The organism is Bifidobacterium sp. M0399 (assembly GCF_016100595.1).
GTDB classification, from domain to species: domain Bacteria; phylum Actinomycetota; class Actinomycetes; order Actinomycetales; family Bifidobacteriaceae; genus Bombiscardovia; species Bombiscardovia polysaccharolytica.
Genome location: NZ_JACFSD010000001.1, coordinates 646,012 through 662,655, shown reverse-complemented (window position 1 = coordinate 662,655; position 16,644 = coordinate 646,012). Strand labels below are relative to the sequence as shown.

13 protein-coding genes and 1 tRNA gene are annotated in these 16,644 nt (G+C 61.2%); 12 read left to right on the top strand and 2 right to left on the bottom strand.

All coding sequences use genetic code 11. From position 1 onward, the window contains the following. Position 1 precedes the first annotated feature (1 nt). From H3V09_RS02665 to H3V09_RS02615, 11 genes are all read left to right on the top strand, one after another. Positions 2-1,633 carry a bifunctional shikimate kinase/3-dehydroquinate synthase gene (locus H3V09_RS02665; RefSeq protein ID WP_198190846.1) on the top strand — a complete coding sequence of 544 codons (1,632 nt, stop codon included), beginning with the start codon at positions 2-4 and terminating at the stop codon, positions 1,631-1,633. Between the two features lie 3 nt (positions 1,634-1,636). Continuing rightward, the gene (aroQ, locus tag H3V09_RS02660) at positions 1,637-2,107 is read left to right on the top strand and encodes a type II 3-dehydroquinate dehydratase (RefSeq protein WP_198190845.1); all 471 of its coding nucleotides are present in this window, start codon (positions 1,637-1,639) and stop codon (positions 2,105-2,107) included. Beyond that, entirely contained in the window at positions 2,104-4,647 is a 2,544-nt protein-coding gene (locus tag H3V09_RS02655; protein WP_198190844.1) for an excinuclease ABC subunit UvrA, read from the top strand. The genes aroQ and H3V09_RS02655 overlap by 4 nt, the downstream gene beginning before the upstream one ends. Positions 4,648-4,712: 65 nt before the next feature. Beyond that, positions 4,713-6,377 carry a CTP synthase gene (locus H3V09_RS02650; protein ID WP_198190843.1) on the top strand — a complete coding sequence of 555 codons (1,665 nt, stop codon included), beginning with the start codon at positions 4,713-4,715 and terminating at the stop codon, positions 6,375-6,377. Between the two features lie 260 nt (positions 6,378-6,637). After that, positions 6,638-8,092, top strand: coding sequence for a Fe-S cluster assembly protein SufB (gene sufB, locus H3V09_RS02645; RefSeq protein WP_081581024.1), 1,455 nt, complete (start codon positions 6,638-6,640; stop codon positions 8,090-8,092). Beyond that, the gene (gene sufD / locus H3V09_RS02640) at positions 8,092-9,318 is read left to right on the top strand and encodes a Fe-S cluster assembly protein SufD (protein ID WP_198190842.1); all 1,227 of its coding nucleotides are present in this window, start codon (positions 8,092-8,094) and stop codon (positions 9,316-9,318) included. The genes sufB and sufD overlap by 1 nt, the downstream gene beginning before the upstream one ends. Before the next feature lies 1 nt (position 9,319). After that, positions 9,320-10,099 (top strand): Fe-S cluster assembly ATPase SufC, encoded by a 780-nt coding sequence (sufC, locus tag H3V09_RS02635; RefSeq protein ID WP_029678566.1) that lies wholly within the window; start codon positions 9,320-9,322, stop codon positions 10,097-10,099. A 21-nt stretch (positions 10,100-10,120) separates the two neighbouring features. After that, positions 10,121-11,395 carry a SufS family cysteine desulfurase gene (locus tag H3V09_RS02630; protein ID WP_046322969.1) on the top strand — a complete coding sequence of 425 codons (1,275 nt, stop codon included), beginning with the start codon at positions 10,121-10,123 and terminating at the stop codon, positions 11,393-11,395. Between the two features lie 60 nt (positions 11,396-11,455). Continuing rightward, positions 11,456-12,043: a Fe-S cluster assembly sulfur transfer protein SufU gene (sufU, locus tag H3V09_RS02625; protein WP_046322968.1), complete on the top strand. Its 588-nt coding sequence runs from the start codon at positions 11,456-11,458 to the stop codon at positions 12,041-12,043. Then, positions 12,040-12,762 carry a metal-sulfur cluster assembly factor gene (locus tag H3V09_RS09105; RefSeq protein WP_046322967.1) on the top strand — a complete coding sequence of 241 codons (723 nt, stop codon included), beginning with the start codon at positions 12,040-12,042 and terminating at the stop codon, positions 12,760-12,762. The genes sufU and H3V09_RS09105 overlap by 4 nt, the downstream gene beginning before the upstream one ends. A 101-nt stretch (positions 12,763-12,863) precedes the next feature. Beyond that, positions 12,864-14,180, top strand: a complete 1,317-nt coding sequence (locus tag H3V09_RS02615; RefSeq protein ID WP_110417249.1) for a uracil-xanthine permease family protein — start codon at positions 12,864-12,866, stop codon at positions 14,178-14,180. Between the two features lie 313 nt (positions 14,181-14,493). Here H3V09_RS02615 and H3V09_RS02610 read toward each other — a convergent pair whose 3' ends face one another. Further along, on the bottom strand, positions 14,494-15,369 hold the full coding sequence (locus tag H3V09_RS02610) for a TrmH family RNA methyltransferase (RefSeq protein WP_232339341.1): 876 nt from the start codon (positions 15,367-15,369) through the stop codon (positions 14,494-14,496). Between the two features lie 238 nt (positions 15,370-15,607). Further along, positions 15,608-15,696, bottom strand: a tRNA-Leu gene (locus H3V09_RS02605). A 119-nt stretch (positions 15,697-15,815) separates the two neighbouring features. Between H3V09_RS02605 and H3V09_RS02600 the strand changes: the two genes are divergently transcribed. Next, positions 15,816-16,616, top strand: coding sequence for a 16S rRNA (uracil(1498)-N(3))-methyltransferase (locus tag H3V09_RS02600; RefSeq protein ID WP_046322964.1), 801 nt, complete (start codon positions 15,816-15,818; stop codon positions 16,614-16,616). The last annotated feature ends 28 nt before the right edge of the window (positions 16,617-16,644 follow it).

Here is a 16,644-nt window from a genome sequence, read left to right as displayed (position 1 = left end):
CATGATTGAAAGCAACAGCATGCCCAAGGCCGTCGTCATCGGCATGCCCGGTGCGGGCAAGACCCGTCTGGGCAGGGAGACAGCCACCCTGATCAAGGCGCCCTTCCGGGACACGGACCAGTGCATTGAGGAAGAGGCAGGCCAATCGGTCAGTGAGATCTTTGACGCTCAGGGCGAGCAGGCTTTCCGAGACATGGAGACCGGGGTGATCCTGGACCTGCTGAAGGACTTTTCCGGTGGAATCCTGTCCTTGGGAGGAGGTGCTCCAATGAGCACCGAGGTCTTTCAGGCGCTGCAGGAATATCGGCGGGCAGGCGGAGCTGTGGTCTACCTGCAGATCGACCCGGAGGAGGGGGTCAGTCGGGCGGTTCGGTCGGATCATCGCCCCCTTCTTCGCGGTGCCGCATCGGAGCGCTGGATGGCCCTCTATCGTGAGCGCCGCAGCGTCTACCAGGAGCTGGCCACCATCACCCTCAAATCCAGGAACACCACCCCCCGGGCCCTGGCCCGTCGTCTGGCCGATGCCTTGACTGAGCGGGTGGTTCACGTAAGCGGTCCCGACCCCTACGATGTCAGGATCGGTGCAGGAGTGACCGGGCGGTTGCATGAGATGCTTGGAGACCAGGCCATGCGCGTGGCCCTGATTCACACCCAGCCCGTCCAGCGCCATTCGGACCATGCCCGTGCCCTCCTCCGTCAGGCCGGGTATCAAGTGGTGGATCTGACCATTCCCGATGCGGAGGCCGGCAAGACCATTCAGGTCAGCCAGGGGATCTGGGAGCGCCTGGCCACCGAGGGTTTCACCCGTTCCGACGCGGTTGTAGGACTAGGTGGGGGAGCGGCTACAGACCAAGCTGGGTTCATCGCTGCCACCTGGATGCGAGGTATCCGTTATGTGAACTGTCCGACCTCTCTGCTGGCCATGGTCGATGCCTCTACCGGAGGCAAAACCGGCATCAACCTGGAGCAGGGCAAGAATCTGGTCGGCAGCTTCTATACCCCTGCCGGTGTCCTGGCTGATCTGCGAACCCTGCGGACCCTGCCCAATGAGATTTTTGTAGAGGGCCTGGGCGAGGTGGCCAAGTCTGGTTTCATCATGGACGGCGGCATTCTGAGTGAACTTGAGGAGCGGGCCGACTCCCTTCGTTCCTTCGATGGGCAGGAGTCCGACCAGTGGTTGGGCACGGTGGTCCAGGATCTGATTGAACGCACCGTAGAGGTCAAGGCCCGGCATGTCTCAGTGGACCTCAAGGAATCCGGCTTGCGGGAGTTCCTCAACTATGGTCACACCCTGGGCCACGCCATCGAGAAGATTGAACACTTCACCTGGCGGCATGGTCAGGCCGTGTCCGTGGGCATGGTCTTCGCAGCCGAGTTGGCCAGGATCACCGGCCACCTGGATCAGGATGCGGTCGACTACCACCGGCAGCTTCTTTCCTCCCTAGGCTTGCGAACCTGGTGGAATGGGGGAGACTTCGACCAGGTACTGGCGCTCATGCACAGGGACAAAAAGGCCCGCGGCAACAAGTTGCGGTTTATCATTCTTGATGGTTTGGGCGAACCCACCCACCTGGACGACCCGCCGGTTTCGGCGCTCAAGGAGGCCTTCCAGGCCATACGCAAGGAGGAATGACAGATGGCGGATGCCGACAAGGGTAGGCAGACGGTTCTGGTGGTCAACGGACCCAACCTGGGTCGGCTGGGAGTGCGCGACCCTGATGTTTACGGTCGTCAGGATCTGGCTACTCTGACCCGTGACTGCGAAGACTGGGGTCAGCAACTGGGTCTGGATGTCCAGGTGTTGCAATCGGACGACGAAGGCCAGGTCATTCGCTGGATGCATCAGGCCGTGGACCAAGGCAGCGCAGTGGTGCTCAACCCGGCGGCTTTCACCCACTACAGCTACGGGCTTGCCGATGCCGCCGTTCAGGTCACCCAAGCAGGGTTGCCGCTGATGGAGGTTCATATTTCCAATCCTTCGTCCAGGGAGGCCTTCCGCCGACGCAGCGTCATCTCACCGGTGGCCACCGGCACCATCACCGGCATGGGCTTCTATGGCTATCGGCTTGCCCTGGAAGCTGTGGCCCATCTGTTGGAGAGCGCATGAGTGAGAGCGGAGAGACCGGCAAGAAACTCTCCGCACCGCCCAAGGCCATCCTTGTCCACGGCGCCAGGGTCCACAACCTGCGCAATCTGGATGTCGACATTCCTTTGAATCACTTGGTGGGCATTGCCGGGGTCTCGGGCTCCGGCAAGTCCTCCCTGGCTCTGGGGGTCCTCTACGCCGAGGGGTCCCGGCGTTATTTGGAATCCTTATCCACCTACACCAGGAGGCGGATGACCCAGGCCCAACGCCCCCAGGTGGACTCGGTGCGCTTTCTGCCGCCGGCTTTAGCTCTGCGTCAACGGCCGGGCGTGGGAGGCATGCGCTCCACTTTCGGCACCGCCACCGAGCTGCTCAATGTACTTCGGCTGATGTTCTCACGGCTGGCCAGCCATGTCTGCCCCAATGGCCATCGCCAGGAGCCCACCCTGGCTGTGGCAGCCGAGATACCCATCGCCTGCCCTACTTGCGGTGCTAAAGTGGAGCCTCCCAGCGCTGAGGAGCTGGCCTTCAACTCTCTGGGAGCCTGCCCTACCTGCCAGGGGACCGGGACCGTGCGCGAGGTGGACGATGCCACCCTGGTTCCCGATGGCAGTCTGACTATCGACCAGGGTGCCGTGGTGCCTTGGCGAACCTTCGGTTTCAACGTCCAGCCAGACATCGTCCGCGAGTTCGGAGTCCGTACCGACGTACCTTGGCGGGACCTGACCGATCGGGAGCGGAAGATCGTTTTCGAAGGGCCGGCTGAGAAGAAGCACATCACCATCACTTCGGTCAAGGGGGTTCACGAGCTGGACTTCACTTTCCGCAACGCACGCTTGACCGTGACCGAGGAGCTCAAGAGGGCTAATGATGACAAGCGACTGGCCAAGGTGGCCAAGTTTCTGACTGAGCGGACCTGCCCGGACTGCAAGGGTACCCGGCTCAACCAGCGAGCGCGTCTGCCTGAGATCAATGGGGACAATCTGGCCACGGTTACCTCCTGGCCTCTGGACAAGGTGCTGGGCTGGGGTCGAAAGTTGCCGCCCACGCTGCCTGAACCCATGCAGCCCATGGCTTCGGCCCTCTGCAGGACCCTGGACGAGATGGGCAGGCGGTTGATTCAGTTGGGACTGAGCTACCTGACCTTGGACCGCTCCAGCGCATCCCTGTCCACAGGTGAGAGGCAGCGGGCCCAGCTAGCCAGGGCGGTGCGCAATGAGACCACAGGCGTGCTCTATGTGCTGGACGAGCCCTCGACCGGTCTGCATCCTGCCAACCTGGAGGGGCTTATAGGGGTCATGCGCGACCTGCTGGCTGATGGCAATTCGGTGGTTTTCGTCGACCACGATGTCAAGGTCCTAGAATCAGCCGATTATCTGATCGAAATGGGTCCCGGGGCAGGGGAGCGCGGCGGCAAGATCCTGGCCCAGGGAGCTCCTGAACGGATCGCTGCGAATCCGGACTCGCGCATCGCAGGTTTTCTGGATGGACGCGAACCTGTTCTGGTACGGGACCGTCACCCTATGCCGGCAGGAGATGGATGGATTCGCATGCAGTCAGGACTCATTCACACGGTCCGCCCTCTGGATCTGGCCATTCCTCGTGGGTGCATGACGGCTGTTACCGGCGTATCCGGCTCAGGCAAGACCACCATGATCCTGGAGTCCTTGGTCCCGGCCCTGCAGGCTTGCATCCAGGGCGACCCCATGCCCAAACATGTGCACAGTCTGGACCCAGCCGGCATCGACAGGGTTCGTCTGGTGGATTCCTCGCCCATCGGCATCAACGTGCGCTCCACGGTGGCCACCTACTCAGGGCTCATGGACCGGTTGCGCCGCCTCTTCGCGGCCACTGACCAGGCGAAAAAGGACAAGCTGGGCATCTCAGCATTCTCATACAACACAGGATCACTGCGCTGTCCCCAGTGCGACGGAACCGGCCAGATCAGCCTGGACGTGCAGTTCCTGCCCGACATCCCCATCACTTGCCCCAGCTGTCAGAGTCGTCGATATCGTCCGGAGGCCGAGCATTACCGTCTGTCCACACCGGCACACCCCAAGCCGCTGAGCCTGCCCGATCTGCTGGCCATGGAGGTGGGCCGGGCGCTGGAGGTCTTTGCGCAGGGCCGCGAGTACACGGCCATTCGCCGAGGCTTGCAGACTTTGAAGGACTTGGGTCTGGACTACTTGACACTGGGAGAGGACACTCCCTCCCTGTCTGGCGGGGAGGCCCAGCGGCTGAAGCTGTCCAACGAATTGGGCCGCAGGCAGAATGGTTCCATGTTCGTCTTGGACGAGCCCACTACAGGTCTGCATCCCTTGGATGTGCGCGTCCTGATTGGAGTGCTGGAGCGTCTGGTCAGCAAGGGGGCCACAGTGGTGTTCATCGAGCACGATCTGGACATGATCGCCAACGCCGACCATGTGGTCGATATGGGTCCGGGCGGCGGCGATCGTGGCGGAAGAATCGTAGCTCAGGGCGACCCTGAATCTGTGGCCCGCAACCCTGATTCAGTGACCGGTCGCTACCTGGCTGACCACCTGCATCTCAGCCGTCCCTGAAACCTTCCGTACTCCTCGAGTGTTGGCTGGTTTCTGGTCGCTCCTGCCTGATAGGCTGAAGTTCCATGGTCAGAGAACATGGAAATTCGCAAGGGCATATCACCAAACACATTTTCGTCACCGGCGGCGTGGTCTCTTCACTGGGTAAGGGACTGACCGCATCATCTCTGGGCCGACTGCTGAGAAGCCGCGGAATCCGCGTTCTTCAACAGAAGCTGGATCCCTACATCAACGTCGATCCGGGGACCATGAACCCCTTCCAACACGGCGAAGTTTACGTGACCGAGGATGGGGCCGAAACCGATCTGGACATCGGCCACTATGAGCGTTTCACCGATGTCTTCCTCTCCCAGAAGGCCAACGTGACCACCGGTCAGATTTACCAGTCTGTTCTCCGCAAGGAGCGGGCGGGGGAATACCTGGGCCAGTGCGTCCAGGTCATTCCCCATGTGACCAACGAAATCAAGAGCCGCATGCGGGCCCAGGCCAACGACGATGTGGACGTGATCATCACCGAGATCGGCGGGACTGTGGGCGACATCGAGTCTCAGCCCTTCATGGAAGCCGCCCGCGAGGTGCGTCGGGACATCGGCCCGGACAACTGCATGTTCGTCCATGTCTCCCTGGTGCCCTACGTGGCCGCCGCCCACGAGCTCAAGACCAAGCCCACCCAGCACTCGGTCATGGCCCTGCGCCAGCTGGGCATCGCCCCCGATGCCCTGGTGCTGCGCTCCGACCGGCCGCTCAACCAGGGCATCAAGGACAAGATCTCCCTCATGTGCGACGTGGATGCCGAGGGCGTGGTCAACTGCGTGGATGCGCCCAGCATCTACGACGTGCCCAAGATCCTCTATAAGGAGGGTCTGGATACCTACGTTGTACGTAAGCTGGGGTTGCCCTTCCACGACGTCGACTGGAACGAGTGGGAGGACCTGCTGGACCGAGTCCACAATCCCCGTACCAAGGTGGCCATCGCCATCGTGGGCAAGTACATCGACCTGCCTGACGCCTACCTGTCGGTTATCGAGGCGCTGAAGGCCGGCGGCTTCGCCAACCGTTCCCAGGTCCAGGTCAAGCTGGTGGCAGCCGACACCTGCGAGACCATGGATGGTGCCCGCAAGGCCCTGGAGGGTGTGGACGGAATCGTGGTCCCCGGCGGCTTCGGCATCCGCGGCATCGAGGGCAAGATTGGCGCCCTTCGCTACGCCCGCGAGACTGGCCTGCCTGCCCTGGGACTCTGCCTGGGTCTGCAGTCCATGGTCATCGAGTTCGCCCGCCACGTCCTGGGGCTGGAGGACGCCAACTCCTCGGAGTTCGAGCCTGACTGCGAAAACCCGGTCATCGCCACCATGGAGGAACAGAAGGATATCGTGGCCGGCCATGGCGATATGGGCCACACCATGCGGCTGGGCGCCTACCCGGCAGTGCTCAAGCCCGACTCCCTGGTGGCCCGGCTCTATGGCTCCACCGAGATCTCCGAGCGTCACCGCCACCGCTACGAGGTCAACGTGGCCTACAAGGAGCGGCTGGACAAGGCCGGCCTGCACATCTCGGGCACCAGCCCGGACGGGCAGCTGACCGAGTTCGTAGAGCTCTCCCAGGACCAGCATCCCTTCTACGTGGGCACCCAGGCTCACCCGGAGTTCAAGTCCCGGCCCACCAAGCCGCACCCCCTCTTCGCCGGCCTGGTCAAGGCCAGCCTGGAGCACGGAGGCCAGGAGGCCGCCTGAGGTCAATCCGTTTTCAAAAACGTTGACTATGATCGCCCGTTTCCCTCTTATGGGAAGCGGGCGATTGTCCGTATCGGTACTGTTGTCAAGAGGAAGGGCCGGATTCCTTAGAGAGCGTAAGCCGGGGTCTGGCGGTTCACTATGGTCCCGGTTATCCTGTAATGGTGTGAACGGCCGCATATGGCGGCCGTGCGTGTGTTAGGAGGTCTCAGCTCGTGGACAGCACCTCGCAGCGGACAGACACATCGCGGGATGTGGAAATGAGCCAGTACGTGGCCGACCGCTCCCGCGTCAACGAAGAAAAAATCAAAAAAGACGACCAGATCATCTCCGAGTTCGGCGACTATACCTATGGCTGGCACGACTCCGATGACGCCGGGCGCAATGCCCACAAGGGCATTGACGAGGATGTGGTCCGTGCCATCTCGGCCGACAAGGGCGAGCCTGATTGGATGCTGCAGATGCGTCTCAAGGGCTATCGGGCCTTCATGGAAAAGCCCATGCCCAAGTGGGGCGTGGATTTAAGCGGGTTCGATGCCGACGACTTCAAGTACTATGTCAAGCCTTTAAAGGAGCAGGCCAAGGACTGGAAGGACCTGCCCGACGACATCCGTACCACCTATGACCGGCTGGGCATCCCCGAGGCCGAGAAGAAGCGGCTGGTCTCCGGTGTTGCCGCCCAGTACGAGTCTGAGGTCATCTACAACTCCATTCGCGACGACTTGCGCAAACAAGGGGTCATCTTCCTGGATACGGACACGGCCTTGAAAGAGTACCCGGACCTCTTCCGCAAGTACTTCGCCACGGTCATCCCCCCGGACGACAACAAGTTCGCCGCACTGAACACGGCGGCCTGGTCGGGCGGATCCTTCGTCTACGTGCCCAAGGGCGTCCATGTGGACATCCCCCTGCAGGCCTACTTCCGTATCAACACACCCAACATGGGCCAGTTCGAGCGCACGCTGATCATTGCCGACGAGGGTTCCTACGTCCATTACGTGGAGGGCTGCACAGCACCCATTTACTCCACTGACTCTTTGCACGCGGCCAACGTGGAGATTGTGGTCGAACCTCATGCACGTGTGCGCTACACCACGGTCCAGAACTGGTCCAACAACGTTTACAACCTGGTCACTCAGCGTGCCTATGTGCGCGAGGGCGGCACCATGGAGTGGGTGGACGGCAACATCGGGTCCAAGGCGACCATGAAATATCCGGCCTGCATCCTGGCCGAGCCCTACGCCAAGGCCGAGACCCTCTCCCTGGGCTTCGCCGGCAAGGGGCAGTACCAGGACACGGGCGCCAAGATGATTCACCTGGCACCCCATACCTCATCCACCATCGTCTCCAAGTCCATCTCCCGCAACGGGGGAAGGGCCGCTTACCGAGGCCTGGTCAAGATCATCAAAGGCGCCGAGAAGTCCTCTTCTTCGGTGGTCTGCGACGCCTTGCTGGTGGACGACTACTCTCGTTCGGATACCTACCCGCACGTGGATGTTCGCGAGGACGACGTTTCCATGGCTCATGAGGCCACCGTCTCCAAGGTCTCCGAGGACCAGCTCTTCTATCTGATGAGCCGCGGCCTGGAGGAGAAGGAGGCCATGGGCATGATCGTGCGGGGGTTCGTGGAGCCCATTTCCCGGCAGCTGCCCATGGAGTACGCGTTGGAGCTTAACCGCTTGGTCGAATTGCAGATGGAGGGTTCGGTAGGCTGATGTCACAAAACAGCGAAATAACCATTCCGCATGCGGATCCCAAGGATCCCTATGCTTTCCCGGCCACCATGCCGTCCAGTGCCGACAAGGAGCCACGTTCCTTCAACCCTGATGACTTTCTCATGCCTACCCGCAAGCAGGATGATTGGCGGTTCACCCCCATCGACCGGATGGAGGAGTTCTTCACTGTCTTCAAGCCCAGCGGTCTGACCAAGGTCTCAGTCACCATGATCGACGGGTCCGAACCGCCCGCGGATCAGGTCAGCTTCAGCCAAATTCCTATGGATCAGGCTCCCTGCGGCACCGTCCTCAAGCCCAGCGACCGAGCGGCAGCCGTGGAGTGGGCGAGCGGTAAGCAGGCGACTGTGGTCAACCTCAAGGGCACGCTGGATCAGCCTGTGCTGGTCCGTGTCAACGGTGGCGGCCCCGAACTCGATGCTTTCCACTTGGTGATCAAGGCCGAAGCGGGCACCAAGGCCGATCTGGTGGTCGAGCACCAGGGCCAGGCACGTCTGGCTGAGGGGGTTGAAATCGACATCGGTGACAATTCGCAGATGTCGACCACCTTCATTCAGGAGTGGGACAAGGGCAGCAAGCATGTAGGCAACCACCGCATTCATCTGGGCGCCGAGGCCTCCCTGCGCCACTCTGTGGTCAGTCTGGGCGGCGATGTCGTGCGGCTGCGCATGGACCAGGACTTCGGCGGCGAGCAGGGCGACCTGAACATGCTGGGCATCTACTTCGTCGATCCCGGCCAGCACATGGAGCACCGGACCATGGTGGTGCACAACCATCCCAATTGCAAGTCCCGTGTGGTCTACAAGGGTGCCTTGGACGGAATCGGCGCGCACACCACCTGGGTGGGCAACGCGCTCATTCAGCCGACTGCGCCTGGAACCGACTCATACGAGCTCAACCGGAACCTGGTTCTGACCCCTGGGGCCATCGCCGATTCCGAGCCCAACCTGGAGATCGAGAACGGCGACATCATCGGGGCAGGCCATGCGAGTTCGGTCGGACGCTTCGACGACGAGGAGCTCTTCTACTTGCAGTCCCGCGGCATTCCCGAGCAGGAAGCCCGCAAGCTGGTGGTTCGAGGCTTCTTCGGTGAACTGGTGGAGGAGATTGACGTCCCCAGCGTCTCCGGGCACCTGATGGGGGTCATCGACCGCAGGCTGGCGGCCGGCGAGGATCAAGAGATGCAGCACGTTTTGGAGGAGAACTGACATGTCCACATTGGAAATCAAGGATCTGCACGTCTCGGTGGAGACCAAGGAGGGTCGCAAGCAGATCCTCAAGGGGGCCACGCTGACCGTCCACTCCGGTGAGACCCACGCCATCATGGGGCCCAACGGGTCGGGCAAGTCCACCCTGGCCTACACCCTGGCCGGGCATCCCAAGTACGAGGTGGATTCAGGCCAGGCCCTGCTGGATGGGCAAGATCTGCTCAAGATGACCCCAGACGAGCGAGCCAAGGCCGGGCTCTTCTTGGCCATGCAGTACCCGGTCGAGGTGCCCGGTGTATCCATGACCAACTTCCTGCGTACCGCCAAGACCGAGGTCGACGGCAAGGCCCCGGCCATCCGTCAGTGGACCAAGGATCTGAATGAAGCCATGAAGCGGCTACGCATGGATCCCAAGTTTGCCCAGCGCTCGGTCAACGAGGGCTTCTCAGGCGGCGAGAAGAAGCGTGCCGAGGTCCTGCAGCTGGAGCTGCTCAAGCCTAAGTTCGCCATCCTGGACGAAACCGACTCCGGTCTGGACGTGGATGCCCTGCGCATCGTCTCCGAAGGGGTCAACAGGGCCAAGGAGAATACCGGCATGGGTGTGCTCATGGTTACCCACTACACCAGGATTCTCAAGTACATCAAGCCTGACATCGTCCACGTTTTCGCAGATGGCCGCTTTGTGAAGACCGGTGGCCCTGAGCTGGCCGACACCCTGGAGGAGACCGGGTACGACCAGTACCTGCCCGAGGGCGCCGACTCTGAATCAGCCCTGGCCTGAGGATAAGAGAAGAGGTCCGCAATGGTCATTGATGACAGCATTCGACAGCAGTTTCCGATTCTGGACCAGCAGGTGCATGGCCACCCTCTGGTCTATCTGGATTCGGCTGCCACTGCCCAGAAACCCCTGGCGGTCATCGATGCCGTTCGGGACTTCTACCTGAAGGACAATGCCGGGGTGCACAGGGGCGCCCACGAACTGGCCGCCCGCAGCACCGTGGCTTTCGAGCACGCGCGCTCACGTGTGGCTGCCCTGGTCGGCGCAGAAGGCCAGGAGGGCAGCGAGGAGATTGTCGTCACCGCCGGGGCCACGGCTGCTCTGAACCTGCTCGCCACCGCCTTCGGCAACGCCAGTCTGGGTCGCGGAGGCAAGGCGGCGCGTCGATTTGCGCTGAAGCCCGGGGATGAAGTCGTGGTCAGCAAGGCCGAGCACCACTCGGTCCTGCTGCCCTTCCAGGAGCTCTGCTATCGGACCGGAGCAGTCCTCAAGTACTTTGATCTGGACCCTGAAGGCCGTGTTCTGGCCGATACCGCCGACCAGGTCATTACCGAGCGAACCAAGGTGGTCGCCGTCACCCACGTCAGCAATGTGACTGGTGCCATCACTGACATAAAGCCCATCGTCCGCCGTGCCCATCAGGTGGGTGCCCTGGTGGTGCTTGACGTTTGCCAGTCGGTGCCTCATCTGCCTGTGGATCTGCACGCCATGGATGTGGACTTCGCTGCCTGGAGCGCCCACAAGATGTATGGCCCGACCGGTGTGGGCTTCCTCTATGGCCGTAGGGAACTCCTGGAGGCCCTGCCTCCGGCATCATTCGGCGGTTCCATGGTGGAGTTGGCCTATCTGGATCGTCCTGCCAGCTATATGGATCCCCCGGCTCGGTTCGAGGCCGGTACACAGCCGGTGGCACAGATGATCGGGGCCGGAGTAGCCGCCGATTGGCTGATGGATTTGGGCATGGATAAGGTGGCCGAACATGAGAAGGCCATCACCGCCGGTCTGTTGAGGCTGGGGGAGTTGGACGGAGTGCGCATCCTAGGTCCGACCACACCAGAGGACCGGATCGGCACGGTCGCTTTCGACGTTCAGGGAGTCCATCCCCACGACGTAGGCCAGTATGTGGATTCGCGTGGTATTGCCATCCGCGTAGGGCACCACTGCGCTCAGCCGGTGCATCGTCACTTTGGCCTGATGGCCTCCAACCGGGCCTCTACCGGCGTCTACAATACTGTGGCCGACACGGATGCCCTGCTGGATGCCGTCTCCGGCGTTCGCGGCTTCTTCAAAGTAGGCTGAGGGTCTTCACCGGCGGCACATTGACGGTTTTAGCAAAGACTTACTGGTAGGTTTAAGGACATGGCGGATTTCGGGATGGATGACGAAGAACTGGAGCAGATGTACCAGGAGGTGATTCTGGACGCAGCCCGTGATCCTCACGGGCGCGTAGGGGATCAGGCTGATGGGGGAGAAGACTCCGATGGCGACGGCGTGACCATCCGGGTGGAGCACGAGGCCTGCCTGGCTGCCGAGTCCCATCAGTTCAACCCCACCTGCGGGGACCAGGCCACCATCCATGTGGAAGTGGCGCCTGGCGAGCAGGGCGGCCCCGACCTCATCCAGCGAATCGTCTGGCAGGGTTCGGGTTGTTCCATCAGCCAGGCCAGTCTGTCCATCATGGTGGATCTGGTCCAGGGGCAGACTGTTGATCATGCCATGGACCTGGCTGCTGACTTCCGCAGGCTCATGGAATCTCGCGGAGCCGGACTTGAGGATGAGCAGGCCCAGGACGCTCTTGGCGATGCCATGGTCTTCCAGGGTGTGTCCAAGTACCCCATGCGAATCAAGTGCGCTCTACTGGGCTGGGAAGGCATGAAGGCCTCGGTAGCCCAAGCCCTGTCAGCTGGACGTGAGGGCAGCGAAGGTGAGAAGGAGGAGCAGGTATGAGCGGCAATACGAATCTGGTTCCCGAGCCACAGGACTCCATTCTGGCCTCGGTTGGCAGAGCCATCAGTGATCCTGGCACGGCGCAGGCGCTGGCCAGCAATCCCTTGGGCGCGGAGACAGTCCTGAAATCGGCCGAGGGCACTTCCATGCGTAAGGTCGATGGCCGGGAGGATAAGAAGTCCGATTCGGCCAAGTCTGACGATAAGCCTGTTGACACAGCTACCCCTGAAGCTTCCACTGAAGGTGCGTCGGCTGGACAGGGTTCGAATGTAGAATCCGCGGAAAGTGTGTCAGCCACCAATGGTGAGAAGCCTGCGGATCAGAATGCCGCTGATGCCGAGGCTGCTGCTGAGGAGGCCATCCCTCTGAAGGCAGTTGACGACATCGGCCGGGCCACTGCAGAGGATGTCAGGGAGGCCCTGCACCAGGTCATCGATCCCGAGTTGGGTATTGATGTGGTCGATCTGGGCTTGGTCTATGGCATTGAAATCGACGAACTGGGACGGGCCATCATCACCATGACCCTGACCACGCCGGCCTGCCCGTTGACTGACCTGATCGAGGATCAGTGTGCCAGCGTCCTGGCGGGCCTGGTCGAGGAGTTCCGCATCGATTGGACCTGGTCGCCACGTTGGACCCTGGACATGATCACCCCTGAGGGTCGTGAACAATTGGCCGCCATCGGCTTCAACTTCGAGAACATGCCCACCTATCAGTGAGACCATCCGCCCGGTAGATGGTTTCGGGTCCTCCCATGTGAATATACTGATGATTCCGGTCCGCCGTGACCGGCACGGCGCACGAGAGAAAGCACAGTGAAATGGCATTGTCCATGGGCTGGAAACTGCACGGCGACGGGAAAACATTAGCTCCGGGCGAAGTGGTGGAACCCGATGAGCGACTCACATGGCCACGTACGGCTGGCATCGGTGCGCAGCATGTCATTGCCATGTTCGGCTCCACTTTCCTGGTTCCCATTCTGACTGGATTCGACCCCTCCACCACCCTCTTCTTCACGGCCATGTCCACGGCCCTCTTCCTGCTGATCAACCGCAACCGTCTGCCCTCCTACCTGGGCAGCTCCTTCGGCTTCATCGCCCCGGTCCTGGCAGTGACCACCGCCCACAAGGGTCTGGCTGTGGCCTCCTTCGGGATCATGGTCACCGGCGCCCTGCTCTTCCTGATTGGTCTGATCGTCCACTTCGCAGGTTCGCGATGGATCGATATGATTATGCCCCCGGTGGTCAACGGTGCCATCGTCGCCATCATCGGCTTCAACCTGGCCCCCTCGGCCTGGAAGAACTTCAAGTCGGCCCCGCTGACCGCCCTGATCACCCTGGTGGCTGTTATGCTGATAGCCGTCCTCTTCAAGGGCCTGATCGGCCGTCTCAACATCCTTTTGGGCGTCATTGTCGGCTACATCTTCGCAGTCACCCAGGGCCAGGTGGACTTCGCTGCTGTGGAAAAGGCTGCCTGGTTCGGTCTACCTCACTTCCACACTCCTCAGGCCGACCCATCTGTCTTGGCCATGTTCATCCCCGTGGTGCTGGTCCTGGTGGCCGAGAACATCGGTCACGTCAAGTCGGTGGCCCTGATGACCGGCCGAGATTATGACGATCAGATCGGAACCGCCCTGATGGCCGACGGACTGGGCACTACGCTTGCCGGGCTGGGTGGAGGCTCGGGCACCACTACTTACGCAGAGAACATCGGCGTCATGGCCGCCACCAAGGTCTACTCCACGGCCGCCTACTGGTGTGCCGCCATCTTTGCCTTCCTGCTCTCCCTGTGCCCCAAGTTCGGGGCCATTATCAACACCATTCCCACCGGCGTTCTGGGCGGGGTCACCACCATGCTCTATGGCATGATCGGCATGCTGGGCATCCGTATCTGGGTGGAGAACAAGGTGGACTTCGGCAAGTCCGTCAACATGACTGTGGGTGCCGTCGTCATGATCGTGGGCATCGCGGACTTCACCTTCGCGGTGGCCGGAGTCAGCTTCAACGGCATCGCCATCGGCTCGGTTGCCACCCTCATCATGTACCACGGTTTGAAGGCCATCGGCCGCTGGCGGGGGACCATCGACCCTGACGACTACATCCATGAGGATTCGCAGGCTGTCTCAAAAGAGGGCTGATTGCGTAGGGTCATCCGTTTTCCTTGGTCGCCTCATGTTCGGATGTTGTCTGTGATCAGGCATCGCCTGATGCCAAGGGTCGTCTGATGTCAAAGATTGTCTGGTACTAAGTGCTCGACCCGGCCATGGAGTGAAGCGACTGAGGCACCATGAATCTGCTATGTAGTACGGGCTCGATTTACAAGCTCAGTCAGTCGCTTAGTGGGTTCAGTTGGTTGCCAGACATCAGTTGGCTGCCAGAGATCAGTTGGTCGGCTCGGTCAGTTTGTTAACGAGCTCAACTGGCTGGCTGGGCTTAGTTGCCAGACTTGGTTCAGCCAGCATGCTTGGGTCTGGTCGCGTAAAAGGCCACGGCACTTGAGGCTGCTACATTCAGGCTGTCCACCTCGTGGCTCATGGGGATGCGCACGGTCAGGTCCGCCCGGGCGATGGTCCTGTGGCTCAGCCCGTCGCCTTCGGTACCGAATATCAGGGCCAGGCGATCGATCTGGTCAGTCCCTGGTCCTAGGCGTTCAGCCAATTCATCCAGGCTGATGGCATCCCGGTTCAGGGCCATGGCCGCCGTGGTGAAGCCGAGATCATGGAGTTGGCGCATGCCTTGGTTGGGCCAGGCGTGGACGTCGTCGCCGCCAATCCTGGTCCAGGGAACCTGAAAGACCGTGCCCATTGAGACCCGTGCGGCCCTGCGGTAAAGGGGATCGGAGCAGGAGGGGGTGACCAGGACCGCATCCACCTGCAGGGCTGCCGCAGAACGCATCAGGGCGCCGATGTTGGTGTGATCAACGATGTTCTCCATGACGGCCACCCGCTTTGCCGAGCGGCAGATCTGCTCTACTGTAGGCAGAGGCCAGCGTCGCATGGCGGCCAGCGCGCCCCGATGCAGCCGGTACCCGGTTATGGTCTTGAGCTGAGCAGGACTGGCCACGTAGATGGGAACGTTGGGTCCAAAGGCTGCGTCCACCTGGTCGAACATGGAGCTCATTCCCTCAAGCCAAGGCTCCTCGACCAGGAAGGAAATGGGCTCAACCCCGGCATCCAGGGCACGGGCGATGACCTTGGGGGACTCGGCGATGAACAGACCCTTGGCTGGTTCCAGACGATTGCGCAACTGCGGCTCGGTCAGCCTGGTGTAGGCCTCGATTCTGTCGTCCTCGATGCAGTCGATTCTCACCTTCAGCACGCCTGCCATACCTCCTTCTGGTTCTGACAACAGCATAGGCGGCGCGACCGAAAACCAAGTCTTGATCATTTCGGTGAAGAAGTCAGACGACAAGTCAAAAAGAGCCGTATGGATCAGCTGCCTGAATCAAAGCCACGATTCCAGCCATACATGGATTTACGAATTCTATATGTGACACTGATTCTCAGCAAATATATAAATTAGAAAAGATACGAACCTCAGCAGTCACCAACGACGTGGAATCGAGTGTCCGGAACGGGAGTTGAACCCGTACGCCTGTATATATATAGGCACTAGCACCTCAAGCTAGCGCGTCTACCATTCCGCCACCCGGACAGGTGCGTAATCGCAACGGAAATAATCATAGCATCTCAGGCGGCATTGCGCACTGGTCGATTGGGGGAGCGTGTCGTCGTAGGCGAGTGCTTTTCGGCAGCGGGCTGTAGCCTAACACCATGACCGCACCCCTCTTCCTGCTGGATCCCGACCATGATGATTCCCCATTGGCCAGTGATGAGCTCCATACAGGCTGGCGCCTGACCCTGCCCGAGCACATCCGTCGCCATGCCCTGGGCTCCATGAGGCTGAAGAACGGGGACCAGCTGGATCTTTCAGACGGAGATGGACTGCGCATCAGCGCCCTGGTCAGGGATGCATCGACCGGCTTGGTGGAGGTCACCACTGTAGGACGCCAGGCACCTCCCGAGAAGGAATTGATTCTTGTTCAGGCTCTGGCTAAGGGCGGTAGGGACGAGCAGGCCATCGACATGGCTACCCAGATCGGGGTGGATCAGGTCATGCCCTGGCAGGCTGACCGGTCCATAGCCAAATGGCGGCCCGGCCGCAACGACCGGCACTGGCAGACCACCTTGGACGCGGCTACCGAACAGAGCCGAAGGTCCTACCGTCCTCGACTGCTGGACAAGGTGGACAGTCATGGTCTCGCATCTTGGTGCCGGAAGGCGACCGATCAGGGACGTCTGGTCCTGGTACTGCACCAGGATGCCGACCTTGGATGGGATGCGGTCCGCAAACGCGTAAATAAGCTGCCGTCGGGCTCGTCGGTTGCCATAGTTGTGGGGCCCGAAGGAGGCATTGCCGATCAGGAGATTCAGGGCATGATGAGGCAGGGGGCCCTACCGGTCCGGCTGGGGGGCAACATCCTCCGTGCCGCTTTGGCCGGACCTGTGGCCTTGACCCTTCTGGCGGACATGCTGGGTCGTTGGCAGTCAGAAGCCCCTGAGCTCAGCGCATGAAGTCGCGCGCAATATACGACCTCGACAA